The organism is Dehalogenimonas formicexedens, assembly GCF_001953175.1.
Lineage (GTDB): Bacteria > Chloroflexota > Dehalococcoidia > Dehalococcoidales > Dehalococcoidaceae > Dehalogenimonas > Dehalogenimonas formicexedens.
On record NZ_CP018258.1, the window covers coordinates 1,007,964 to 1,032,341 of the forward strand.

Consider the following 24,378-nt stretch of genomic DNA (forward strand, 5'->3'; position numbering starts at 1 on the left):
CGGCTACCGCTCTTCAGGTTGTCCATCCGAAGGTTTACAGTATGTGCAATAAAATCGCCCATCGCCTTCGGCCAGTTCGCACTCGCCGCAAAGACAAACGGGATCGCCTGTTTTCTCTTCCCCCACCGACGCTGCATCATCTTTTCGGCAATAGAGTCCCCGAAACTTGTCTCCTGGTGATTCGTCGAACAGGTTGCCGAGCAACTCCTTGAGCCTGGTGCTGTTGCATGCCCTCTTTTTTGAAGTATCGCATTCCTGGCAGCGGCAGCGCAGCAATTCTTCAGAGTCATCGTCAGTATTAATATTTTTCGAATGTTCGATCGTCATTGATGCGGTCGTTTCCCAGTTTATGACCTGAATCTTGTTCGTATAGTATAATGTAATTTATATGCTTGATAAATCCAACGGGCTGGACCATTCGTCTCAAGGCCAAGCCGCTTCGAGCACCCAAAAGGCAGCCTCCTGTGACCCCGGGGAACATGAGGAGCTGCAACAGAGCGAGAGCAAGTTCCGCATGCTCTTCCACAATGCCGGCGATGCCATTTTTCTGTGGGAATTGAAGCCCGGCGTTTCTCCGGTGTTGATCGAAGCCAACGAGACAGCCGCCCGCCGGTTAGGTTATCTCATTGGCGACATGCCGGGGATGCCGTTGACCGTTATCTCGCCGATGTCGCTCAATGAAATGTCGGACATCCTGGGCAAATTGGCAACAGAAGAATACAGCACGTTTGAATCCGCCTATCGGACCTGCGACGGGACCTACGTCCCGATCGAAATCAGCGCTCACATCTTTAAACTGGGTGAAAAGACAGTCATGCTTTCCATCGCCCGCGACATTTCGGCGCGGAAAGCCGAATCCAAATCGCTTACAGAGGCGTATAACCGCGAGAAAAAATTAAGGCAGGACCTTGAAACAGAAATCGGTAAGAGGGTGGATTTTACCCGCGCCCTGGTCCACGAACTGAAAACTCCGCTCACCCCGCTTATTGCCTCTGGTGAAGCCTTGCTAGAAATCTCTCAGGGCGAAACTGAACTGCGTTTGGCCGGCAACATCTACCGAGGCGCCATGAATTTGGAGCGCCGCATCAACGATCTGCTGGATTTTGCTCGCGGCGAAATGGGTGTCCTCAAAGTTCGGACTCAACCGCTAAATATATCACCTTTGCTCCTCGACCTGGCGACTGAGGTCTCGCCCCAGTTCGATCGTAAGCAACAGTCTCTCGAACTGGAAATCGATGATGACATCCCCCTGGTTACCGCTGATGAGGACCGCTTGCGCCAGGTTTTGCTCAATCTTCTCAATAACGCGGCCAAGTTCACGCAGCGCGGCGGGCAGATTACCATTGGCGCAACCGTTAGTGGTAAAATGCTTCAACTGAGCATCGCCGATACCGGGCGTGGGATGTCGCCCGAGGAGCAGGCTCATATCTTCAAACCCTACTACCGGGTTGAGGACGAACTTGATCAGAACGACGGCATGGGTATCGGCCTCACCTTATGTAAAATGCTGGTTACCCTTCAAGGCGGAGACATCTGGTTCGAAAGCGAGAAAGGCCGTGGCAGTACATTTTACTTCACACTGCCTCTGGCGATGAAAGTGGAGAGAGATGGTTAATAAACCAGAACTGACCGTGGTACTGGTCGAAGACGATGCCGAGATTATCGAGGCGGTAACTCTGACCTTCAAAATCAGGTGGCCTCAGGCCACCTTCCTCTCGACCGATTCAGGCCAGGAGGGATTGACCCTGGTGGAGAAACACAATCCCGACCTCGTCATCCTTGACCTGGGATTGCCAGATACCAGCGGCTATAATGTTTTGAAAGAAATTAGGCGTTTCAGCCACGTCCCGGTCATCATCCTGACCGCTCGCGGGGAAGAGACCGATATTGTCCGCGGCTTGGAACTTGGCGCGGATGAATACATTGTCAAGCCCTTCCGCCAGATGGAACTTCTGGCTCGGGTTAAAGCCGTTCTGCGGCGTCAGGAAGCAGTCTCCGAGGAATTACCTCTGGCCATCGGCGGCATGACTCTCGGCCCTTCGATCCGTGATCTCACCCTGAAGGGCAAAAAGATCAATCTGACCCGTACCGAAGGTATCGTCCTAGGACAACTCATGCGCCACGTCGGTCACCCTGTATCTCATGCCGTCCTGGCAAAAGCCCTGTGGGGTGAGGAATACCCCGGCGCTGCCGAGAGCCTGAAGGTCTACGTCCGCCATCTCCGCGAGAAGATTGAAGAGAATCCCAGTGATCCCAAGCTGCTGCTCACCCGCATCGGCGCCGGCTACCAGTTAGCCAAGCCTGAATAGGATTTTTAAGAGGCGGGCAGAAAACCCGCCTCTTTCTTTGAATTTGCTTTTTTCATCGAGGTTTTATCAAGTAATGCCCGTCCTGAAAGTCGCCCTGCTGCATCTCGATCCCCGCCCCGGGGAACTCGATTTCAACCGTGCGCTGGTCGAGAGAGCCGTGCGTCTCGCTGCCGCCAGCGGCGCCCGGTTCATCGTCACCCCCGAACTCGTCGAGAGCGGCTACCATTTCCGCGATCACATCGGGACGGATTGGGTTGGTCCGGAATCGAAAGCGTGGCTAGATCGAATGAATACCCTGGCCGCAGATCTGGGGATAACCCTGCTACTGGCCACCGCCGAACGTGATGCCAGGACCGGCCAGCTTTACAACACCATGTTCGCCCTGACTGGAGACAGCCAATATTCCGGCAAGCACCGGAAGATCAACATTCACCCCTCCCACACCCTGGAGTCATGGTCAGGGATCAATGACAGTGCCGAAATTATCGAACTGCCCCAGTTCAAGATCGGCGTGCTTATCTGCGCGGATGCCTGGCGCCCGTCTATCGCCCGTGAACTGGCCTCCAAGGGCGCCGAACTTCTGATTTCCGGAGCCAATTGGGGGGAAAGGCCGTGCCCGCCGGAAGACTGCTGGGAAAAGCGATCATTTGAGAATGATGTTCCGGTCTGGGTCTGCAACCGTACCGGTGTTGAGGCGGAACTCAGCTTCGAAGATGCCCCCAGCGTCGTCTCCGTAGGTGGTAAACGATTACTGAGTCACTACGGACCCGGATCGGTGATCCTTCTTTTTGATTGGGATTTGGATAAGAAAGTCCCGCTCCAGGCCGACTTTGAGGTGGTACCCGTCTCGTAAATTTCCTCTCTCACGGCGCTGTGGGAGAGGACTAAGGTGGGGCGAGATAAATCCCTGTATTTTAACTTACCACCGGGTAACCCGCCGACATCCACGCCTCGATACCGCCGTCCATGTCGTATACTTCTTTGAATCCAAGGTCTTTCATAATGTCCACCGCCAGGCCCGACCGGTGTGACGTCCGGCAATAAACCAGGTAGCGTTTGTTCTTATCGAGCTTGGAGACTTCAGCCTGGAAATTTCCGGCGTTATAGTCTATATTGATCGCCCCGGACAGGTGTCCCTGGCTGAATTCCGAAGGCGTTCGAACGTCAAGCACCACGAAATCGGCTTTGCCGGCGTTGGTCTGGATCAAGGTTTTGGCCTCGGCAACACTTATCTTGCGGATAGTCTGGTTGGGCGCCGTGTCCGAAGGGCTCCCGGCGCAGCCCACGAAAGTTGCTGTTAACAGAGCCGTCATAATCAAAACCTTTAATTTTTTCAACTACACTCGTCCTATTTCTGAATCAGCGACATAAATTCGGCGCGGGTCGCCGCCTTCTTCGAGAAAATACCGCGGAGGGCGCTGGTTACCACTTTGGCTCCCGGCTTCTTGATGCCCCGCATCGTCATACACATGTGCTCGGCCTCGATGACCACCCCCACCCCGTCAGGCTTAAGCCCTTCCATGATGGCGTCGGCGATTTCGGTAGCCATCCGTTCCTGGATCTGCGGCCGCCGGGCGATGATATCGACCACCCTGGCCAGCTTGGAAATCCCAACCACCCGCCCGTCTATCCCTGGAACATAGCCGACGTGGGCGACGCCGGAGAACGGCAGCAGGTGGTGTTCGCACATCGAGTAAAACGGGATATCCTTAAGGATGACCATCTCCCGGTGCCCCAGCTCGTAGCCCACCTTGAGTTCGTCGACCGGATTCTGCCTCATGCCCCCGAAAATCTCGGCGTACATCTGGGCAACCCTTTGCGGCGTGTCGATGAGTCCTTCGCGCTTCGGGTCGTCGCCAATTGCGGTCAGAATGTTTTCGACCGCGCCTTTTATCATCTTTTCATCTATCATCTTCAGGTTCCCGTTTTAGGATCTCGTTCTTTCGACTTTATCTATCGTCGATTTTTGCTTGGTGATGTACTTGTCGTTGCCCAGGTAAAAGGCCGGAGTGACCGCTTTCATGTCCAGGGACCCGTCCTCGGAAAAAGCTTCGGCCAGCCAGTGTACCGCTACCACCTCCCCAACGATCAGTTGGTGGTCGCCGTACTGCCGGGTTTCGGTCAGTTTGCACTCATAGGCGGCGTAGGCGTCGGCTAGCACCGGAGCGTTGGTTTTCAGGGGAATATCCTTGGCGATACTGAACGCGGCGAATTTATCGGTGGTCGCCCCCTTCGTACCCCCCACCGCCGCCAGCAACCCGGCTGACTCCGAGGCCATGAAATTCACCGAAAACTCCCCGCTGTCGATGATTAACTGGTAAGTGAACCTCTTGGGAGAGAGCAAAATGCCGAACAGCGGCGGTTTGGAGGAAAGCGGGCAATGCCAGGTGCAGGTCATGGCGTCCGTCTTGCCCTCGTGGTAGGCGCAGACGATAACCGCCGTCCGGGGATAGTGCTGATAAAACGCCCCGGTGCTTTCGGAGACCTGCTTCATCTGAACGCCCCTCCAGAAGGCTTTTGATCGACGACTTCATTATAACACCGGGCGCCCCTTATGAAAGAAAGAGAAACCTGAAACGCAACGACTGCCGGCTAGTAACCCAGGGCTTTTTCCAGCGCCTTTAGTTCGGCGGGGATCTCGATGAACTTGCCGGAAAAGCCCTTGATCGCCGTATCCGCGTCCTTAAGCCCGCTGCCGGTGACGACGCACACCGCCGTCCGGCCGCTGAAATCAAAACCCATCCGGCTCATCTTGAGTAGCCCTGCCAGTGATGCTGCCGAGGCGGGCTCGCCGAAAATGCCGCCCTTTGCCGCCATGAGGTGGTAGGCTTCAAGTATCTCTTCGTCGGTGACCGATTCGATATTGCCGTGAGATTCGTCCCGCGCCGCCACCGCCTGCTTCCACGAAGCCGGGTTGCCGATGCGGATGGCGGTAGCTATAGTCTCCGGTTTCTCGACCGGGTGTCCCAGAACGATGGGCGCGGCGCCCGCCGCCTGGAAGCCCAGCATCTTCGGCGTCGATGAAATGATACCCGCCGACTGGTATTCTTTGAAACCCTTCCAGTACGCGGTGATGTTGCCGGCATTGCCCACCGGCAGAAATAGCAGTTCCGGCGCCCGGCCGAGGGCGTCGCAGATCTCGAAGGCGGCGGTTTTCTGGCCCTCGATGCGGTTGGGATTAACCGAATTGACTAGCGCCACCGGCTGTTTTTCGGTCAGTTCCCTTACCAGCCGCAGGGCGTCGTCGAAATTGCCGTCAACCATTATTATTTTGGCCCCGTAGACGATAGCCTGGGCCAGCTTGCCCAGGGCGATCTTGCCCTTGGGAATGATGATGATGGACTCGATGCCCGCGGCGGTGGCATAGGCGGAAGATGACGCCGAGGTGTTGCCGGTGGAGGCGCAGGCCACTGCCTTATAGCCCGACTCCAGCGCCTTGGCCACCGCCACCACCATGCCCCGGTCCTTGAACGACCCGGACGGGTTGCAGCTCTCCAGTTTGAAATACAGCTCGCCGACGCCCAGCTCTTTTTCCAGCCTCGGCGACCTGACCAGCGGCGTCTCGCCCTCCCCGAGAGTCAGCAGCGGAGTCTTATCCGTTACCGGGAGGTATTGCCGATAGTGAGAGAGTACCCCGCTTTTCATATTCCCTACCTGTCTTTCTGACCATTGAGTGGGCCGGGTAGAATAATTCTAATCCCGTCATATGCCAGTTTGTGTAATGCCTCGGGTTTCACTTGAGGCGTTTCGGATTTCGATATTCGATTTTCGGATTTCGGTTAAATGCCTACCCTGATAAAATTGTGCACCGCTTTGATGGTATCGAGGCTGCGTAGGGCTTCGACGGCCTGCTGCACCGCGGATTCTTTCGCCGGGTGGGTCATGATGACTACTTCGGCGCTTTCGGTGGCTTCATCCACTTCTTTCTGCAGCACGGAGGCGATGCTGATCTTGTTATCGCCGAAAATGCCGGCGATATGGGCTAAAACGCCCGGTTTATCAGTTACGTTCAGTCGGAAATAATAACGGGTAACGACCTCGGACATCGGCATGAGCTTCTTGCCTCCATCCAGCCGCCACCGCATCCGGTTGCCGACGCACGAAGCCGCGTCCTGCGCCGCGGCCAGGACGTCGGCCACCACGGCCGATGACGTCGGCGCGGGCCCGGCTCCCTGCCCGGAGAAGATGACATCGCCCACCAGGTCGCCGGTGGTCAAGACAGCGTTAAAGACGCCGTCGACGTTAGCCAGGAAATTGTCGTCCGGCAAAAACACCGGGTGGACCCGTAGTTCTATCTGCCCGTCGGACTCCTTGGCGATAGCCAGCAGCTTGATGACGAAACCCAGTTCTTTGGCATACTGGAAATCGCGCCCCTCCAGGGTGGTGATCCCCTCCCGGTAGATGTTCTCCGGTTTGACCTCGGTGTCGAAGGCCAGCATCGAGAGTATGGCCAGCTTGTAAACGGCGTCATGGCCCTCGATGTCGTTCTTGGGGTTGGCCTCGGCGTAGCCCAGCGCCTGGGCCTGCTTGAGCGCCTCGGCGAACTCGATGCCCTCCTGGGCCATGCGGGTCAGGATATAGTTGGTGGTGCCGTTGATGATGGCGAAAATGCCTTTTATCTCGTTGACCGAAAGATCGTACTGGAAAGGTTCCAATAGCGGGATGCCGCCGCCGACGGAGGCCTCGAAGCGCAGCCCGACGTTGTTTTTCCGGGCTAGCGCCAATAGTTCGGCGGCGTGCTTGGAAACGACTTCCTTGTTGGACGACACGACGTGCTTGCCGGCCATGAGGGCCTTTTCCAGGTAGTGGAAGGCCGGGAATTCGCCGCCGATGGCCTCGACGACGATGTCGATGTCCGGGTCGCCGAAAAATTCGGCTTCATCGGTTGTGAATATTCCGGCGGGGAATTCCTTGATGATCGGCCGGGTCAGGTCTATGGGCGCTATCTTGATCTTCCGGAGGACGACCGGAGCCCCGGCCAGTTCCGCCAGTTTGGCCGAACGGTCACGCAAAACGCGCGCCACCGCCCCGCCGATGACCCCCACCCCTATCAGCCCGATGCCGATGCTGTTTTTCTTCACGTCGTTGTCCTTAAGCTTTTTCAGATTGCGAGGCGATCAGATCGCGCTGGGCCTCGGTCAGGGTGACCTCATCGATCTTGTTGGCCGGGTCGTCGGCCAGGGCCTTGGCCCAGTCCGAGAAGGCGGCGTTGACGAGCGTCGTCTGGTCGTCCTCGGTGAAATCGCGGTTGGGTTGCTCGGAGACTATCTGGTACAGCCAGTAGGCCCCGGTGGTGGCCGAATCGGTCGTCTTTATCGTATCGCTGACCGCTCCCACCTGGGTGTTCTCGTCGAAGACCCAGTCCACATACGCCCCGGTCGATGTCCCCTGGGTCAGCGTCGCCAGGACGCCGCCGGTGTCCTTGGTGGTGGAATCCTGGGAATTGTCCTTGGCCAGGGTGGCGAAATCGCCGCCCTCCGCCAGTTTCTGCTGGATCTCCTGTGCCTTTTCGATGGTGGGCAGGAGGATGCCGGAAACCTTGGCGGTGGTGACGCCGTTTGAGGTGCTCTTTTCGGTGACCTTGATTATCCAGTAGCCGAGCTGCTTGCTCTTGGTGTCGTCATAGTAATAGGAAATATCGTTCACCGCGCCGCTGAAGATCTTGTCGTCGAGGCCGGTGGCGGTCACCAGTCCGTCGAAGATCCCCTTGGGATGATATCCCAGGTCGCCCTTATCGGTTTTGGTCGTCGCATCGAGCGACAATTCTGCCGTGATGTCGGCAAAACTCTCGCCGGCTTTTAACCGTGCCATGACGGCTTCAGCCTCGGCGGCGCTCTCCAGGAGCATGACGTAAGCCTGTCTCTGTAGCCCGGACGAGCCGATCTCGGGCTTGAACTTCTGGTCGATCAGCTTCTTGTACAACAGCGAGCCGTAGGCGATATCGCGGGTGGTCTGGTTGTCTTTTAATTTGGCGTCAGACAGGTAAGCCTTGACCTCGTCATCGCTGACGGTGATGCCCAGTTTGGAGGCCGCTTCCTTGATCAGCTGATCCTGCTTGGCCGTCTCGATGGCGTAGTCGATGTAGAGGTAGGCATAGGTCGGATCGCCGCCGGTGAAGTAGTTGACCAGTCGGGCGATGTATTGGGCGTTGTACTCGACGCCGTTAACCGTAAGGACCGTCTTGTGCAGCGGGATGATCACCGGGATCAGCTGCTGGGTGACGAAGCCGGTGAGCAGGATGATAGCCACCAGGGCGACGACGCCGATGCTGGCCCACAGGGTGACCTTTTTCCGCTGTTTCTGTTTTGCCAGGCGCGATTGGGCTAGCTTCGAAATGCCTATCGAAGGATGGTCCTGATGTTGACGCTTGTGTTTCTTAGCCAATTTTTTAACCCCTATCTAGAATGACGTGTGTGCGGATATGTTACCAGAAAACTGTGAATACTTTATGTGAAATATTGTTCCTCTTAGCTTACAACGGTTGGAACCGGGAAAAGTTGCCTTAGCCACGCGTAAATTAGAAGCACGCTTCCGCGTGCCAACCGTCCCATTATAAGTTGTAGCGTTGTGGCCTTGCAACGGATGCCTGTTAAAAATACATGCGAAAGGATATCTATAAACCAATGGAATCTCAGTCTGACGTAATCACCTGCGGTCGCTATTATTAAAATATATGTAGTCGACACCAATCGCCTGCGTACCCACTTTAACATTGAGACTATTTGTTGTAGAATGATTAGCCTTTTCCAAAGATTGAGGCTCGCTCGCGTTTCCAATAGTATCGTACTCTGCCTCTGGCGCTTGACCAAAAACAAACAGCTCTGGAAGGAGATAGCAGGGATGCAGAAAAAGCCGGAAGCGATTGTCTGGTTCGACCAGGTTACCAAACAGGATATACCATTGGTCGGCGGCAAAGGCGCTAACCTCGGTGAAATGACCAATGCCAAGATTCCAGTGCCCCCCGGCTTTATCATTACATCATCTGCCTATTACGATTTCATAGATTCTTCCGGCGTCCAATCTCAGATACGCAAAATTCTCGAGGGTCTTGACATCGAGAATTCGAAAGCCTTGTCTGCCGCATCGGTCAAGATCAAAGATTTAATCATGCAGACAGTTCTGCCTGACAGCCTCGCCCGTCAGATTAAAGATGCTTATGCCAAGCTGGGAGGTGGGCTGGTAGCTGTGCGCTCCTCAGCCACAGCAGAGGATCTTCCCGAAGCGTCCTTCGCCGGTCAGCAAAGCACCTACCTCAATCAGGAAGGCCCCGATCAGGTGGTGCATGCCGTTCAGATGTGCTGGGCCTCTCTGTTCGAAGCGCGCGCCATATATTATCGCCAGGAACAGCATTTCGATCATTTCAAGGTCGGTATCGCCGTACCCGTGCAACGCATGGTACAGTCGGTCACCTCCGGCGTTATTTTTACCATTGAACCAATAACTCACGATCCTTCGAAGATCGTAATCGAAGCCATTTACGGACTGGGAGAAGGATTGGTTTCAGGTGAAATCAATCCTGATCTTTTTATCGTCTCCAAACAGGGGCCGGCGATCCTGTCACGACGGATAAGTTTTCAGGACCGGCGACTTGTACGAAACACTTCGGGAACCGGAGAAGGCGCAAATTACTGGCAGCAGGTACCGGTCGACAAGCAGGAGCAGCAAAAACTTTGCGACGAAGATGTTCTCAAGCTTGCCGAATTAGCCATGCACATTGAAAAGCACTATGGAGTTCCACAGGATATCGAATGGGCAAAGGAAGACGGGGCAATTTACGTTGTTCAATCCCGACCGGTAACCGCCATTAAGGAACAAGCGCTGGAGGAAGAGCCTGAGATCAAAGAACAGCCGATCCTGGAAGGGTCCCCGGCCAGCCCCGGCTTGGCCTCCGGACCGGTCAAAATACTGATGGATCCATCTGAAATCGACCGAGTCGATTCAGGCGACATCCTTGTCGCCGAAATGACCACTCCTGACTTCGTCCCGGCGATGAAAAGAGCTGCCGCCATCGTCACCAACCGCGGCGGCCGGACGTCTCATGCCGCGATCGTGAGCCGGGAACTGGGTATCCCCTGCGTCGTTGGAACTCATGAAGCAACAAAAGTACTTCGGAATGAGCAGATCATTACGGTCGATGGTACTCACGGCAAGGTATATCCGGGTAAGGTTGCCCGGCGTATTCAAACCTCGTCCGTCGTCAGCATGGTGCGGGACGCGATCAAGACAAAAACTAGAGTTTATGTAAACTTAGCCCAGCCCGAACTGGCTGACATGGTCGCCGCCCGCAACGTCGATGGCGTTGGCTTGCTTCGAGCCGAGTTCATCATAAGCGGAATCGGCAAGCATCCCAACTATATGATCGAAACCGGCAGGCAGGAAGAATTCATCAATAAGCTGTACGAGGGTATCGTCCCTTTCGCCAAGGCTTTCCATCCGCGTCCCGTGGTCTACCGCACGACTGATTTCAAAACCAATGAATATCGCGAACTTGAAGGCGGCGACAAGTACGAACTACCCGAGGAAAATCCGATGCTGGGTTATCGGGGCGCTTCCCGGTATATCCGAGATATCGACAGCTTCAAAATGGAAATTGAGGCCATCAAGAGGGTGCGTAAGGACTATCCTAATCTCTGGGTTATGATTCCCTTTGTCCGTACCGTTGATGAGCTCAGAAGAACCAAAGAAATTCTGGAAGCCGAAGGCTTGAAGCGGGGACCTGACTTCAAGCTGTGGATGATGACAGAGATCCCCGCCAATATCTTCCTGATGGACAAATTTATCGACGTTGGAATTGACGGTATCTCGATCGGTTCGAACGATCTTACTCAACTTACACTCGGAATTGACCGCGATTCGGAGAAACTCCAGGAAACATTCGATGAACGTAACGATGCCGTGATGGCCGCGCTTGAAATAGCGGTAAAGACCGCTAAGCGAAAAGGTATCACGTCTTCAATCTGCGGTCAGGCTCCCTCAGTCTATCCCGAAATGACTGAGAAACTCGTAGCATGGGGCATTACTTCTGTTTCGGTCAGTCCGGATATGATCGGCACGACCAGGGAAATCATCGCCAAGGCCGAAGCTAAGGTCCATGGTTAGCCTGTCTTAAAGGTTTTACTTTCACAATAATAGTCTTTCCATTCCCTTTGGAAAATTTAAGGTCGGGGACAGTATTGAGGCAGTTCGCCCCCAGGATTGGGCACTTGACAATCTTTGGGCGAACTGTTGTCATTTTTCGGGATATAGCCGAACGTTGTTTTCGGATTGACCGCAGAGGCACATCCTGATGACCAACCCCTCCGATATCCGTCTTTATCTGGAAGAGCGTGAGCGCCAATGGTTGTCGCCCTGTGCCGCCCTGTCGAGCAACACCCTGGGACGGGCAAAGGCTGAAGAACCGAGTCGGGTACGCACGGAGTTTCAACGCGACAGGGACCGTATCATTCACAGTAAAGCTTTTCGCCGGCTGAAGCATAAAACCCAGGTATTTATTGCGCCTTCGGGCGATCACTATGTTACCCGGCTGACCCATACCCTGGAGGTTTCGCAACTGGCGCGAACGATAACCAGGGCTCTACGCCTTAACGAGGATTTGGCTGAAGCCATAAGTCTCGGTCACGATCTGGGCCACACCCCTTTCGGACATGTGGGTGAAGAGGTATTGAATGAACTGTACCCGGGCGGGTTCAGGCACAATTTACAGAGTCTCAGAGTGGTTGAAACACTTGAAAATAACGGGCAGGGATTGAACCTGACCGCCGAAGTCCGCGACGGCATTCTCAATCATTCCAAAATCCCGGGCAACATCATGGCTTCAGCCGCTGGTAAACCAGCGACTTTGGAAGGTGAGGTATGCCGGCTGGCTGATGCTTTAGCTTACATCAACCACGATATAGGCGACGCGGTCAGAGCTGGCATGATTTCGATATCGGATCTCCCACTTCAGGCGGTGGGGATATTGGGGGAAACTCAATCCAAAATGGTTGACACTATGGTCCGCGACGTCATAACCTTTTCGATCGGTGTATCTGACCTGTCACCGGGATTGCCGGCTAAAATCGGCATGAGTCAGCCGGTTCTTACCGCCTGCAACCAGTTAAGAGATTTTTTGTTCGAGCGGGTGTACCATAACCGCGATCGCAATGCTGAGAGTGCCCGGCTAACGATGAGGAACCTGTATAATTTCTATCTGGAGTCTCCGGAGCGTCTGCCGCCGGAATTCCGTGACTTAAAAGATCCGGCTAGAGGGGTCGTCGACTACATCGCCGGAATGACCGATCAATTCGCTACTCAGACAGCCGCGTCATTTGGTCTTATCTAAATGGATGTCATTAACGAAATAAAATCCCGTGCCGATATAGCGGAACTGGTCAGCCAATACACGACGTTGATCCGGTCCGGCAAATCGTTGAAAGGCCTTTGCCCGTTTCACTCGGAGAAACACGGTAGTTTTTTCGTTTATCCCGAATCCGGCACCTGGCATTGTTTCGGAGCCTGCGCCACCGGCGGCGACATATTTTCATTCCTGATGAAAAAAGAAGGGCTTTCATTCTCGGAAGCGCTCGAAAGGCTGGCCGAAAAATACGGCGTCCCTCTGCCTTCAAGATTCCAACCGGTCCCTGAAACCAGCCATCGGTCGGATCTCTATTCGGTTAATGCAGCCGCCGCCCAATATTTTCATGGCTTACTTTTAAATACCGACGCGGCGGAAAAAGCACGTGCTTATTTACAGAAACGAGGCGTCAATGCCGGATCGATAGACTCTTTCCAATTGGGCTATGCCCTACCCGAATGGCAGGCGCTTAAAGACTATCTCAATAACGCCGGCTACACCGACGAGTTGCTGACCGAGGCGGGGTTGTTGGGCAGAAGCGACTCCGGCCGTTATTACGACAGGTTCCGTGACCAGATCATGTTTCCCATAACGGATATTAAGGGGCATGTCACCGGCTTCGGGGCTCGAGTCCTGGATGATTCGCAACCAAAATATCTGAACTCACCCGAAACACCCCTGTTTTCGAAAAGTTCCACCTTGTATGGCATCAGTCTCGCAGCTACGCCTATCCGCAACGCCGATGCCGCCATCATCGTTGAAGGGTATCTTGATACGATCATCAGTCATCAGTACGGATTCACCAATACGGTGGCATCGATGGGTACCGCCATCAATGAAAAACAGTTACACATCCTGAAAAAATTATCAGCCAATCTTATCCTGGCTCTCGATGCCGACGCGGCGGGCGAGGAAGCGATGGCACGGTGCGTCCCGTTTGAAAACCTGTTGGAACGCGAGATTAAGGTGGTGGTGGCTCCCACTGGTCAGGACCCGGACGAAGTGATTAGAGCCGATGCCGAACACTGGCGCAGGTTGCTGACTTCGGCAACACCCATGGTCGATTTCGTATTTAATAGATCCATTGAATCTGCCGACCTCCACACTGCCATGGGCAAATCAGACCTAGTGACCAAATTGTTACCTGTTGTCGCCGGAATCAACGACCCGGTACGGCGGACGCACTACCTGGCCCTGCTTGCCAGCCGTGTCGGAACAGCAGTATCGGACTTGCAATTCAGCCTGGCTCAACTTAAACTACCGCAGCCCGGAGTTAGAGCAACGGGACAACCTGCCAAGGCCCCTCCAATACGAAATCACCAAACAGAGAATTATTTTCTTTCGATACTCGTAAAACACCCTGAGTTAAGGTCAGTCTGCGCTGGTTTCCGCGGGGAATATCTTGAAAGCATCGAGGATCGGGAAATATACCGCCTTTGTTTGACTTGTGACGAACCCGGATTGTTTAAGACGAGACTCGATCCCGCGGTTTGGCAACGCTTGGAAATCGTGTCGGCTGGACCCGTCGCCGAAGATCGCCTGGCTGACAGGTTAACGGAGTGCGCTCTGCGCTTGGAAGAAAACTACCTGAAAGCCGCTGCCTCCAAAATCAAGGAAATTTTGAACGCCGAAGATAACAGGGGCAGCGCGTCGGAACTGCTTAGATACAAAGAACAGGGACTATCATTAGACAGCCGGCTTGCCGAGCTATATAAACGTAAAGAAGAAAGACGTCGAAGCCCCAGGAGGTAATAAATGGAAAAAGAACGATCTGAAAATTCGATTAACGATGAGGATCTGGAAACCCCGGTTGCGCCGGCGGATGAAGAGGAAGAAAAGGAAGCCGAAGAGGAAACCGGTCCCTCAGGTCCCGGCGACCTTACCGCTGAAGACCTGTCAGCTGAGGCGGAGGCGGAGTCAGACACCATCCCTGAAGGAGCAGAGGCATTGCTGCCCGATTTGGAGATGCCTCTGGAGCAACTCGAGCACGGCATTGTTGACGATCCGGTAAGAATGTATCTCCACGAGATCGGACGAGTACCGCTGCTGAACGCCGAAACAGAAAAAATGCTCGCCAAGAAAATGGAAGAGGGAAAACGCATCCGGGAGATACGGGAGCAGTGCCGCCTGAAGGATGGGCACCCCCCTACCGCGGTGGAAACAATGGTTTGCATGCTTCAAGAGCTGGTGAAGGCGGCTGTAACCGTCAGTATGTTACAAAAACAGCTCGGACTCCCCGTTTCAACCAATTTCAAAGAAGCGGTGTTTTCCCCCAAGCTACGCGCCAGTATTGATCAGGAAATTGATCAGGAACTCACCAAAAGCATCGCTGAAGAACAGGGCGCCCCGGTTTCTCAGATCGAGCAGGCGCTGATCGACCTTTCTCTGAATAGTGACCTCTTACCCAAAAAAGTGCTCGATGGCATTCCCTCCGACATGGAATTGGCCGACATCGATAAACTTGTCGTTGATCCGTCTTTTATCACCCGGCTGGAGCACTACGAACATCAACTCAAAAATTATCTTGATACCGTTGAAATCGAAGCTAAAAAAGCTGAAAGGCACCTGATCCAGGCTAACCTCAGGCTGGTGGTAAGCGTCGCTAAAAAACATATCGGCCGGGGTATGCCGCTGCTCGACCTGATCCAGGAAGGCAACATAGGACTAATAAGAGCGGTCGAGAAATTTGATTTCCATCGTGGGTTCAAGTTCTCAACCTACGCCACCTGGTGGATCCGCCAGGCCATCACCCGCGCTATTGCCGACCAGGCCAGGACGATCCGTATCCCGGTTCACATGGTGGAAACGATCAACAAGCTTTTGTCGGTCTCAAGGTCTCTGTCTCAAAAACTGGGGAGAGAACCCAACCCGGAAGAAATCGCCGTAGAAATGGAACTCCCAGCCGACAAAGTCCGCGAAATCGCAAAAGTCTCCCAGTTGCCGGTGTCGCTGGAGTCTCCCATCGGGGAAGAAGAAGACTCCCACCTTGGGGACTTCATCGAAGACCAAAATGCGCTGCCCCCGCCTGATGCCGCTTCGCGCCAATTACTCAAGGAGCAGATCGATAACGTCCTGGGCAGCCTTACTCCCCGTGAACGCAGAGTGCTGCAACTCCGATTCGGTTTAGAGGACGGCCGAAGCCGAACACTTGAGGAGGTGGGGAAAGAATTCAATGTAACGCGAGAGCGGATCCGTCAGATTGAAGCCAAGGCGCTTCGTAAGCTGAGACACCCCAGCCGAAGCCGGAAGTTGAAGGACTACCTTGAATAGTCGAACGTTACCGCGAAACGGGTTTATCCCAATTTTGTCGGCCAGAAACCGACGTGAACATAGCTGACGATAAGATGTCCAAGTAAAAACACAATCAGAATCAACCAGAAGTAACCGTGCCAGGCATAAAATCGACCATAAAAACCGGTATAAGTTTTGTCTGCGCGGAATACTTTCAGAAGCGATGCAAAGGACCTGCAGTTAGCGAAGGTCGCTGTTATGGAACCAAAGGTACCTACAGCGGCTATTAATATGGCGAGATGAATTCCCGCGTCAGGATCTCCCCGCTTGGGTAAACTGGTATGCATTATGCCAGCCATGACATGGGGAATTAGGAACAATAGGAAAACCCACCAGTATATAGAATGGTAACGGAAGAATACCTTATACGGACGGCTTGCGACCACTGCGCCAAGGTTAATCCGGTTGGCCAGAGACACAAAGGTCCGGCAGGACAAAGCGACGGCTAGAAAACTGGTAAGGGTAAGGAAACCCAAGGCAACGGCAACACGCTCTCCGAAAAGACCCAAATCTCCAGTGACCATGAGCTTCAGTCCAACAGTCCGAAACTTTCCAATACGTGTTGATAGCCATCCGTCATCGAGCTGGCAATGGTCTGATCGCAGGTCATATCGATTTCAATCGCTATTCCACTCTGGACCATGACGGTAATGTAATAATTTGCCGGGCGCGGTTGAAGCGTGGGCTGAACCGGTGCTGTCGTCGTCGGTTGAGCAGTATCCTGCGGACTGGTGGTTCCTGAGCTGTCTGCCGTAAAAAAACATTGCTGGGCGCGGATATCACCGAGCATGATGGGCTGCATGCTAACAATACTAAAATCGGAGAGTGACGATTTGGCATTGTTGACCAGGGCAGTGATCAACTTTTCACTTGTGTTCGTGTCACTCGCCGGATACCAAACATAAATGTAGATTTCGCTATAACCTGACGAACTGTTGAAACTGATCCCAACCTGAGAATTAACAGAATTTTCCATATTCTCCAAATTGAGGTAGATCAGTTTGTAATCCTTGGGATACTCAAAAGTAAAGTGTTGGAACCCTTCCTTGATGTTCATCGCCTGATAATCGCCGCTTGAACTGCATGCCACCGATATCGAAGCGATGATAAAAATGGGGGAAACTATTTTTATTATTCTTCTGACACTTATTAACAAGAAAATCTCCTTATAAGGGCTCAACCACCCGGAGGATGGTTGAGCCCAGAAGTTCATCGATACAGTTAGTAAGCAAACCAGATATTGAACTCTGCCGCATGTTGGAAAAAATACACGATTGACCAGATTATCATGAAGACAAAAAAGGTCCATAGGAAGACAGTCATGCCACCATGGCCTTCATATATGACTCCGCCGTATATATTCGCATGCGCTTGAGTGTCTTCTACTGTATAACCGGAACCACTCCTCATTAACATGTAGACAGAAATCACGGTGAGGAACATCGCTGTCAGGACGACCGTCATGCTGAAATAATGAGCATAAACGTAATCCCCCAGATAAATGTTGCTTAATAGATAAGGGTTCCAATTCATGGCTTTTCACCTTTCCCGGGAGATTGAGTGGATTTGCCATCATCTTCAGGCCGTTTGAAAATTACATACTTGGTTTGTTCAATGTTTTTGAACTGCCCGGTTTTCCAACCCCAAATGAACAAACCCCCAAATATCAGCAGCAATGATACAGTGACTATCGCTTGGGCAATTTGTGCCTCATTCAATACTTTATCCCCCTTTCATTAAGTTCACAGCGAATGGATCGGTGTATAACGGCGCCCATTTGCTATTATAATCGTCCGGTTTCGAAAACGATTGTTCGTACAATATCACCTGGGCAATTTCGATGTCCGTTAAATCTTCCTTCCACGGAGGCATATTGGTCGTCTCGACACCTTCCGTTACTTTCCAAACCCAACGACCATAGTTGGTAAAATCGCCGCCGCTTTCTTCAAAGTTTGCCGGTTCAGGTTGGATGTATCCGGTACCCGCGGTGACTATCGAAGCTGGTCCATCACCATGGCCGTCATCTCCATGGCACTGGGCACAATAGATTGCATACAACCCTTTCCCTTTATTGAAATCCTGTTCGGTTCCCGGGATTAACGGCTTTGGATGATGTTGGGCATCAAAATCATCGCCTTCTTGATCCGAAACGTCTCCTGACACCGTGCGTACGGCGCCGGGACCAATGACAAAACTCATCTCATAAGTCATTATCTTGAAGATATCATCATCGCTGACAGTCCACCCCCACGGAGGCATAGCTGTCCCAGGTACTCCTTCATGGATCCTCCAGAAATGCATCGCATCCCCGCCGGCATCCGCAAACAGAGCAATGCGTTCATGCAGGTTTGCCGGATGGGCTAATGTTTGCCTCGCGTATGGTCCCATACCGTTACCGGAATCACCGTGGCATGGCAGACATTTTTGAGCGAAAAGAGTTTTACCTTGCTCAAAGATGTCTGCCCATTGTTTGCCAAGAGACTCAGGCCCAGTGTACGTTTGGGTTTCAGGATCATAATACGACGCAACTTGCATCATCAAAGGAACGTGCGGATTGCTTATTAATGAAAATTCATAAGGCACTGGGGCATAAAAACCCGATGGATCCAGGTCTTCTCCACCTAACGACTGCAAATAGGCGGCTAGATTATTCAGATCTGTGTCACTCATCCAGGCAAAAGACGGCATTATCGATCGAGGTGAACGGCTGCGAGGATTAATCTCGTGTTGGATATCCCACACAGTCGGTCTTTTGCCTCCGATCTGCCCGAGACTCGGCCCTGTCCGTTCGGTTCCCAGGAAATTGGGTACCGAAAAATAGAAATCGCCTGCCTGTGACGTGTAGCCCATTGCCCAATCCTGAGGCCTTATGAACTGGTTGTGACAGTATTCGCAACCGTTTGCCTTATAGACCAGTAATCCAGCCTGCTGAGCTTCTGTCAAAGGCTGAGCCCGCATTGAGGGAGCGTCAGCTGCATACATGTACGACATTACGAGAAAGGTGAAAGACATCAACAGGAAACCCGTCAAACCACCGATAGTAATTATCGGAACGTTGATCTTTTCCTGGCTGGTATTCATCCATTTCGAATGAGATTTGGCACTGACACCCTCGATAAGTTCGGGAATTTCAGCCTTGAAGGGGACACGGCTTTTCCACCAGGTCATGAATATTGTAATCGCAAAAATATAGGCGCCAAGGATGATGATGCCGCCCCCGATCGCGCGCCAGATAAAGCTGATACGTAAAGCAGGTAATGTTTCGACCACATTCAGGTGCATCCACCAGTCGCCGCTGGCAATCAGGCCGCTGACCACCATCGATGAGAAGAATGTGAGGAAGCCCAGAAACGCCACCCACCAGGTAGTGCGCATCGAAAGCTTGCCTCCCCACAATTGCTTACCCCAGATCTGGGGTAATAACCAGAATATACCTCCAACGCATAAGAATCCGAATCCACCGAGCAGAGCGAGGTGGTCGTGGCTTATCGTCCACTGGTTGAAGTGTAGATAAGCGTTGGTGCTACGCAGTCCCTGCAGGGTTCCCTGGATCGACGTTAATACGTACATCACAAACCCGGCAAAAATGAACTGGAGCACGGTACTCTGAGTTAGTTTGTGCCACGACCCGCGCATAGTCAGTCCTATATTAGTCATGAAAGCCAGGACGGGCACCATCATCAACACTGTCATCACTACAGAAACGGTTTTCAGCCACTCAGGTATTGGCGATTGGAGCAAATGATGGCCGCCGACGCCGGTGTAGATTAAGGCGATGCTGAAGAAACTGATGATGGAAAGCAGGTGCGAATATAGCGGACGATTGAGCAGTCTTGGTATAAAATAGTACCAGGCGGGAATGCCCAGCGTGGTGAACCATAATCCCAAAACGTTGTGGCCGTAATACCAGTTGAAAATGCCATCCAGAGTTCCGTTCAAAGCGCCCGTTGCTGGATGCCACATGACATTGCCGACAAAATACACGATGGGGAACCACAGCGTGGTTCCCATGTAGTACCACAGAGAAACGTAGAGTTTCGGTTCTCTTCTGGTGAGTATCGTGCCCCAGATATTGTAAATGTTAAGGAAAAGGCATGCCATGACTGCAATATCGATAGCCCAGGGCAACTCGGCGTATTCTCGTCCCTGGCTGCCGCCTAACATGATCCAGATAATTCCGGCCAGGATTCCGAAGTTCCAGAGAAATGGCGTAAACATCGCGACCTTGGCTTTGTAGAGGCCGCGCGCGCACATGCGAGGTACTGTCCAGAACATAATTCCTAGCAACCCGGAAGAAAGAAAACCGAACAGGACGCCGTTTACGTGGGATGGCCTGATGCGCCCAAACGTATCCCAAGCTGATTCGCTCAGGAAGTCGGGAAAGAAAAATTTAATCGCAAGAAGCAGGCCGAAGGATGTGAAAAATGGGAACCACAGGGTGGCAAATATAAACCATATCTTGGCGACCTTATCGGTTTCTTTGAATTCGCTTTCGGGGGGAACGGCGACCTGTTTGACCTCTTCTGCGTGCGCGCTCATATCGTTTCAATCTCCCCTTAATTCACTTGACAGTTATCGTTATCCATACTGCCGAGTAATTTTCCATTGGTGTGTTGTCATTGTTAACCACTTGAACCGCCAATATATGTTCTCCAGGCTGGACATTTAACCAAATGTAGGATAACTGTGAGGAAGTTGCGTATTGTCCAGAACCTGGGATAGCCGCAGCAGACGTGACAACGGGCGGCATTACATCTAGGTAATAAATGAGGTGTCCTTCGCCGGGCACGTTTTCCTGACCCACTTTATCGACCAAATCAACGGATTCGACATAGGCTTTGATCGTGATGTCGCCGCTAGCCAATACTGATCCATAGGCTGGAGAGAGCAACAATACTTGAGGTTGTATTGGATATAAAGGCTCAGTCGGCTGGCACGAACACAGAGGCACAGCAGCTAAAAAAAGGACTCCAATCAGGATCACGAATACCTTCCTCATCCGCTCCCTCCTACGGCAAGTTGAGTTATCATCATTCTAAATCGTTTGAATCGAAGTGCAATTAGTACAATTACGTAATTGGGGATGCGTGAAAGTACGTATTTGAAGGTAGGTAGTTAAATCTTCGATTCATTCATAAGACCATTTTATAAATATTCAGCAAATTGACCGAACCCGATTGTTTATCTGGTTCCTTTGCGCCTCCCTGCGAATGATATCAATGGTGGTTGTAACCGGCAGGCCCATGCTAAAATCACTCACGAGGTATATACGCGTTGATTCCAGTCCGTCTTAAAATGCGAAATTTCCTCCCGTACCGCGGGGATTTAGCCAGTATTTCCTTTGACGGCATCCATTTGGCATGTATAACCGGCGACAATGGGTCTGGAAAATCTTCGATAATCGATGCCATGACCTGGGCTCTCTGGGGAAAATCCCGGCTTCGAAGTAAAACCACGTCAGATGATGATCTGATAACCCAGGGAGAGACCGAAACTGAGATCACGTTTGATTTCCGCACCGGCGATGGCCAGATCTACAGGGTCGCGCGGCGGAGGGCTAAACCGAAAAAGCCTGGCACCTCAGGTCAGAGCACCTTGAACTTATTCCTTGGTCCTCAGGAAGGCTTTAGAAATATCTCCGGCAATACGATTTCTGAAACCGAAGAAAAGATTAATAATATCCTTCACCTTGAGTACGAAACATTTGTGAGCAGCGCCTATCTCAAACAGGGCGAAGCTGATCATTTCACCGAACTTCGGCCTAACGAACGCAAAGATATTCTCGTCGGTATTCTCGGTTTGGACATCTACGATGACCTGTCACAAAAAGCCAGGGACAAGGCAAATGAAGCGACGGCTGCCAAAAACATGATAGGCACCGGCATCGAACTTGAGCAAAAGCAGCTTGAGCGTAAGCCGGAACTGGAATCCGCTTTAAGCTCCACTCAAAAACGCCTTTCGGAGACGAACAGATTGTTATCCGAAGCTCGTCTAACCCTGGATAGTTTAAGATCATCCTGGCAATTGATCCAAACCCGAGAACAAATGCTGCGTCAAGCCGATTTAGCGGTAAGAGATATTGAAACCGACTTAAAGTTGAGAAACAATGATCTGTTGGAGATAGAAAAACGGATCAAAATTCATCAGGCGATTGCCGATGGCAAGCCTGAGGTCATTGAAGGTTATTCCCGGCTTCAATCGGCGCGCCAGGCGAACGAGGACAATCACCGGAAACTCACTGAATTACGAGCCCTTGAGCAACAACTCCGTAAACTTGAGCAACAGATCTCCGAATCCCGTCACCTTCTTGTAAACAAACAATCGGCGTGGCAGGCGAAGTTCGACGAGTTGTCAGCCAAGGCGATCAAATCGAGCGTGTTAAAGCGTTCGCTGGATGACATTAAATTGGAACTTGAGAAACTTAAAACGAGGGAAATTCAATTCGAGAATGAGACCATTCGCCTTCAAGCAATCAAGATCGAGTTGGCTGCGCTTGATGCTGAAGAGGAAGGCGAGGTCCGCCGATTGGCAGAAATAGCGGAAAAAACCGGGCTGCTCGCTACGGCAGGTGAACCAGCGGCATGCCCGTTGTGTGAAGCTGAACTCCGTGAAGAACGATTGGAAATGGTGCGATCAAAATTCTCTGACGAACGCAAAGCTGCGCAAGCTGCGTTAGCCCGGCTGGCCGATGCAAAAAGCGATAAATCCAGGGAGTTGACTGAACTGGAGCACCACCTCTCCTCGGAATCGTCCGTAAAGTCTGAGTTTGTACGGCTGAGCCGGCTCGAAGCACAGTTACAGGCAGAACTGTCGGAGGCGGAATCAGCTTCAAAACGCCTTCCTGAGGGTGAAAAACAGATCGCCGCTATCAGGCTGCAGATCGAAAAAGGTGATTTCGCCTCTGAGGAACGCAAGACGCTGGAAGTCATAGAGCAAAAGATCCTGGGGATCGGTTATGACGCCCAGGCGCACCTCCTAATCCAGGCACAAGTTAAAGAACTTGAACCTTTCGAAAATCGTCATCAAGAGTTGAAGCAAGCCGAGAACCTTCTTGTTCAAGAGACAGCCGATCTGGACAAAGGCACCGGCGCCGTAATTGAACTCGAACGGAGACTCGCAAAGCGCATCCTAGAAGCTGATGAACAAAGGCAGTTGCTGGCTCAGACTCCGTCGGTCAAGGCCCAGGAAATAACTGACGCCGAAGAGTCTGTAAAATCCCTGGTGGCGTCAGTAAACGCTGAATCTGAAAGAGTGGGGAGTCTGAAGCAAGCTCTGGAGCATCTTGCCAGCCTGGAAATATCTCTCACCCGGAAAGCTGCCGAACTGAAGCAATACGCTGCTGATGAATCTATCTACAAAGAACTTCAGACTTCATTCGGGAAGAACGGTATTCAAGCCGCCCTGATCGAGAGCGCCGTCCCGGAAATGGAATCAGAGGCCAACCGGTTGCTGGCAAAAATGACTGATAACCGGATGAGTTTGAAACTCGAAATGCAACGTTCCACCAAAAAGGGAGAGATAGCCGAAACCTTTGATATCAAAATAGCGGATGAGCTCGGTACCCGGGATTATGATCTTTTCAGCGGCGGGGAAGCCTTCCGTATTAATTTCGCCCTCAGGCTCGCTTTATCAAAATTACTGGCTCACCGCGCGGGCGCCCCACTCCGGACTCTAATCATCGACGAGGGTTTCGGTACCCAGGACGCTGCGGGCATTGAAAAATTGAAAGAAGCTATCGCTTCGATCCAGGATCAATTTGATTGTGTTCTGGTCATCACCCATATCGAAGAATTCAAGGATGCGTTCCCGGCGCGGATCGAAGTTTTCAAGACCGCTGACGGGAGCGATCTCCGGATCAATTACAATTAGAGTCCCAGGTCATCGGATATCGTTTGCATCGCCTTGAGGGACAAGGTGATGAATTCTTCCAGTGTTATCCCAATTTCGGAGCAGGTGGCGATCTGTTCACGATTGGCGCCGGCGGCAAAGCTTTTTTCTTTAAATCTTTTTAAGATCGATTTGGCTTCGACGGCCGATAGTCTTTTCTCTGGCCGGATGAGGGCGCCGGCGGTTATCAACCCCGTTACCGGATCGGCACAATATAGGGCCTTGTCCATTAGACTCGTGCAGGGTTCCCCGAGCATCCCGTGACAAAGAATAGCATGACAAACGGAAACGGATGCCCCCATGCTTTCCGCTATCTCCGCGGATAGTCTCCCATGGACCGACATATCCCCTTTACAGTCATCAAGATCTATATCGTGCAGTAGCCCGGCAAGTCCCCATTCATCAACGTCCTGACCAAATTTCTCGGCCAGAGCCCTCATGACGGCTTCAGTTGCCAGCATGTGTTTGACCAGGTTGGAATTCCCGATTCTACTTTGTACCGCCGCCATGGCCTGTTCTCGTTTCATCAATAACACCTCGGCTTATCTTAAAAAACCA

The 24,378-nt window shown here is 52.4% G+C and carries 22 protein-coding genes; 8 read left to right on the plus strand and 14 right to left on the minus strand.

Annotated features, from left to right (window positions below; translation table 11 throughout):
* Window positions 1-3: 3 nt before the first annotated feature.
* Window positions 4-327 carry a hypothetical protein gene (locus Dform_RS05340; RefSeq protein WP_076004093.1) on the minus strand — a complete coding sequence of 108 codons (324 nt, stop codon included), beginning with the start codon at window positions 325-327 and terminating at the stop codon, window positions 4-6.
* Window positions 328-388: 61 nt separating this feature from the next.
* Here Dform_RS05340 and Dform_RS05345 point away from each other — a divergent pair, with 61 nt between their 5' ends.
* The 3 genes from Dform_RS05345 to Dform_RS05355 all read left to right on the plus strand — a co-directional run bounded on the left by Dform_RS05345 (window position 389) and on the right by Dform_RS05355 (window position 3,162).
* A complete protein-coding gene (locus tag Dform_RS05345) occupies window positions 389-1,615 on the plus strand; it encodes a PAS domain-containing sensor histidine kinase (RefSeq protein WP_083635365.1) in 1,227 nt (408 codons plus the stop codon).
* A complete protein-coding gene (locus Dform_RS05350; RefSeq protein WP_083635366.1) occupies window positions 1,608-2,309 on the plus strand; it encodes a response regulator transcription factor in 702 nt (233 codons plus the stop codon). Before Dform_RS05345 ends, Dform_RS05350 begins: the two co-directional genes overlap by 8 nt.
* Before the next feature lie 73 nt (window positions 2,310-2,382).
* Entirely contained in the window at window positions 2,383-3,162 is a 780-nt protein-coding gene (locus Dform_RS05355; RefSeq protein WP_076004094.1) for a carbon-nitrogen hydrolase family protein, read from the plus strand.
* A 61-nt stretch (window positions 3,163-3,223) separates the two neighbouring features.
* On the opposite strand, the gene Dform_RS05360 is transcribed toward Dform_RS05355, so the two are convergent.
* The 6 genes from Dform_RS05360 to Dform_RS05385 all read right to left on the minus strand — a co-directional run bounded on the left by Dform_RS05360 (window position 3,224) and on the right by Dform_RS05385 (window position 8,693).
* A complete protein-coding gene (locus Dform_RS05360) occupies window positions 3,224-3,646 on the minus strand; it encodes a rhodanese-like domain-containing protein (RefSeq protein ID WP_225973738.1) in 423 nt (140 codons plus the stop codon).
* 11 nt (window positions 3,647-3,657) lie between these two features.
* The gene (gene folE, locus Dform_RS05365) at window positions 3,658-4,221 is read right to left on the minus strand and encodes a GTP cyclohydrolase I FolE (protein WP_076004095.1); all 564 of its coding nucleotides are present in this window, start codon (window positions 4,219-4,221) and stop codon (window positions 3,658-3,660) included.
* Window positions 4,222-4,236: 15 nt separating this feature from the next.
* Entirely contained in the window at window positions 4,237-4,803 is a 567-nt protein-coding gene (locus Dform_RS05370) for a flavin reductase family protein (protein ID WP_076004096.1), read from the minus strand.
* Window positions 4,804-4,901: 98 nt separating this feature from the next.
* The gene (gene thrC / locus Dform_RS05375; RefSeq protein ID WP_076004097.1) at window positions 4,902-5,954 is read right to left on the minus strand and encodes a threonine synthase; all 1,053 of its coding nucleotides are present in this window, start codon (window positions 5,952-5,954) and stop codon (window positions 4,902-4,904) included.
* Between the two features lie 134 nt (window positions 5,955-6,088).
* Window positions 6,089-7,390 carry a homoserine dehydrogenase gene (locus Dform_RS05380; RefSeq protein WP_076004098.1) on the minus strand — a complete coding sequence of 434 codons (1,302 nt, stop codon included), beginning with the start codon at window positions 7,388-7,390 and terminating at the stop codon, window positions 6,089-6,091.
* A 10-nt stretch (window positions 7,391-7,400) separates the two neighbouring features.
* A complete protein-coding gene (locus tag Dform_RS05385; RefSeq protein WP_076004099.1) occupies window positions 7,401-8,693 on the minus strand; it encodes a peptidylprolyl isomerase in 1,293 nt (430 codons plus the stop codon).
* Between the two features lie 456 nt (window positions 8,694-9,149).
* Between Dform_RS05385 and ppsA the strand changes: the two genes are divergently transcribed.
* The 4 genes from ppsA to rpoD all read left to right on the plus strand — a co-directional run bounded on the left by ppsA (window position 9,150) and on the right by rpoD (window position 15,912).
* Entirely contained in the window at window positions 9,150-11,408 is a 2,259-nt protein-coding gene (gene ppsA, locus Dform_RS05390) for a phosphoenolpyruvate synthase (protein ID WP_076004100.1), read from the plus strand.
* A 187-nt stretch (window positions 11,409-11,595) separates the two neighbouring features.
* Window positions 11,596-12,630: a deoxyguanosinetriphosphate triphosphohydrolase gene (locus Dform_RS05395; protein WP_076004101.1), complete on the plus strand. Its 1,035-nt coding sequence runs from the start codon at window positions 11,596-11,598 to the stop codon at window positions 12,628-12,630.
* Window positions 12,631-14,394, plus strand: a complete 1,764-nt coding sequence (gene dnaG / locus Dform_RS05400) for a DNA primase (protein ID WP_076004102.1) — start codon at window positions 12,631-12,633, stop codon at window positions 14,392-14,394.
* A gap of 3 nt (window positions 14,395-14,397) precedes the next feature.
* A complete protein-coding gene (gene rpoD, locus Dform_RS05405; RefSeq protein WP_076004103.1) occupies window positions 14,398-15,912 on the plus strand; it encodes an RNA polymerase sigma factor RpoD in 1,515 nt (504 codons plus the stop codon).
* Between the two features lie 23 nt (window positions 15,913-15,935).
* Here rpoD and Dform_RS05410 read toward each other — a convergent pair whose 3' ends face one another.
* The 6 genes from Dform_RS05410 to Dform_RS05435 form a co-directional block, all read right to left on the minus strand.
* Entirely contained in the window at window positions 15,936-16,457 is a 522-nt protein-coding gene (locus tag Dform_RS05410; protein WP_076004104.1) for a hypothetical protein, read from the minus strand.
* A gap of 5 nt (window positions 16,458-16,462) precedes the next feature.
* A complete protein-coding gene (locus Dform_RS05415; RefSeq protein WP_076004105.1) occupies window positions 16,463-17,089 on the minus strand; it encodes a hypothetical protein in 627 nt (208 codons plus the stop codon).
* Window positions 17,090-17,154: 65 nt separating this feature from the next.
* Window positions 17,155-17,466, minus strand: a complete 312-nt coding sequence (locus Dform_RS05420; RefSeq protein WP_076004106.1) for a hypothetical protein — start codon at window positions 17,464-17,466, stop codon at window positions 17,155-17,157.
* Window positions 17,463-17,651, minus strand: coding sequence for a cbb3-type cytochrome oxidase assembly protein (locus Dform_RS11800; protein WP_076004107.1), 189 nt, complete (start codon window positions 17,649-17,651; stop codon window positions 17,463-17,465). The genes Dform_RS05420 and Dform_RS11800 overlap by 4 nt, the downstream gene beginning before the upstream one ends.
* A gap of 4 nt (window positions 17,652-17,655) precedes the next feature.
* Window positions 17,656-20,472: a cbb3-type cytochrome c oxidase subunit I gene (locus Dform_RS05430; RefSeq protein WP_076004108.1), complete on the minus strand. Its 2,817-nt coding sequence runs from the start codon at window positions 20,470-20,472 to the stop codon at window positions 17,656-17,658.
* Between the two features lie 22 nt (window positions 20,473-20,494).
* Window positions 20,495-20,932 carry a hypothetical protein gene (locus Dform_RS05435; protein WP_076004109.1) on the minus strand — a complete coding sequence of 146 codons (438 nt, stop codon included), beginning with the start codon at window positions 20,930-20,932 and terminating at the stop codon, window positions 20,495-20,497.
* A 296-nt stretch (window positions 20,933-21,228) separates the two neighbouring features.
* Here Dform_RS05435 and Dform_RS05440 point away from each other — a divergent pair, with 296 nt between their 5' ends.
* A complete protein-coding gene (locus Dform_RS05440; RefSeq protein WP_083635367.1) occupies window positions 21,229-23,802 on the plus strand; it encodes an AAA family ATPase in 2,574 nt (857 codons plus the stop codon).
* Here Dform_RS05440 and Dform_RS05445 read toward each other — a convergent pair.
* Window positions 23,799-24,347, minus strand: coding sequence for an HD domain-containing protein (locus Dform_RS05445; RefSeq protein WP_076004111.1), 549 nt, complete (start codon window positions 24,345-24,347; stop codon window positions 23,799-23,801). The genes Dform_RS05440 and Dform_RS05445 overlap by 4 nt on opposite strands.
* Window positions 24,348-24,378: the final 31 nt, after the last annotated feature.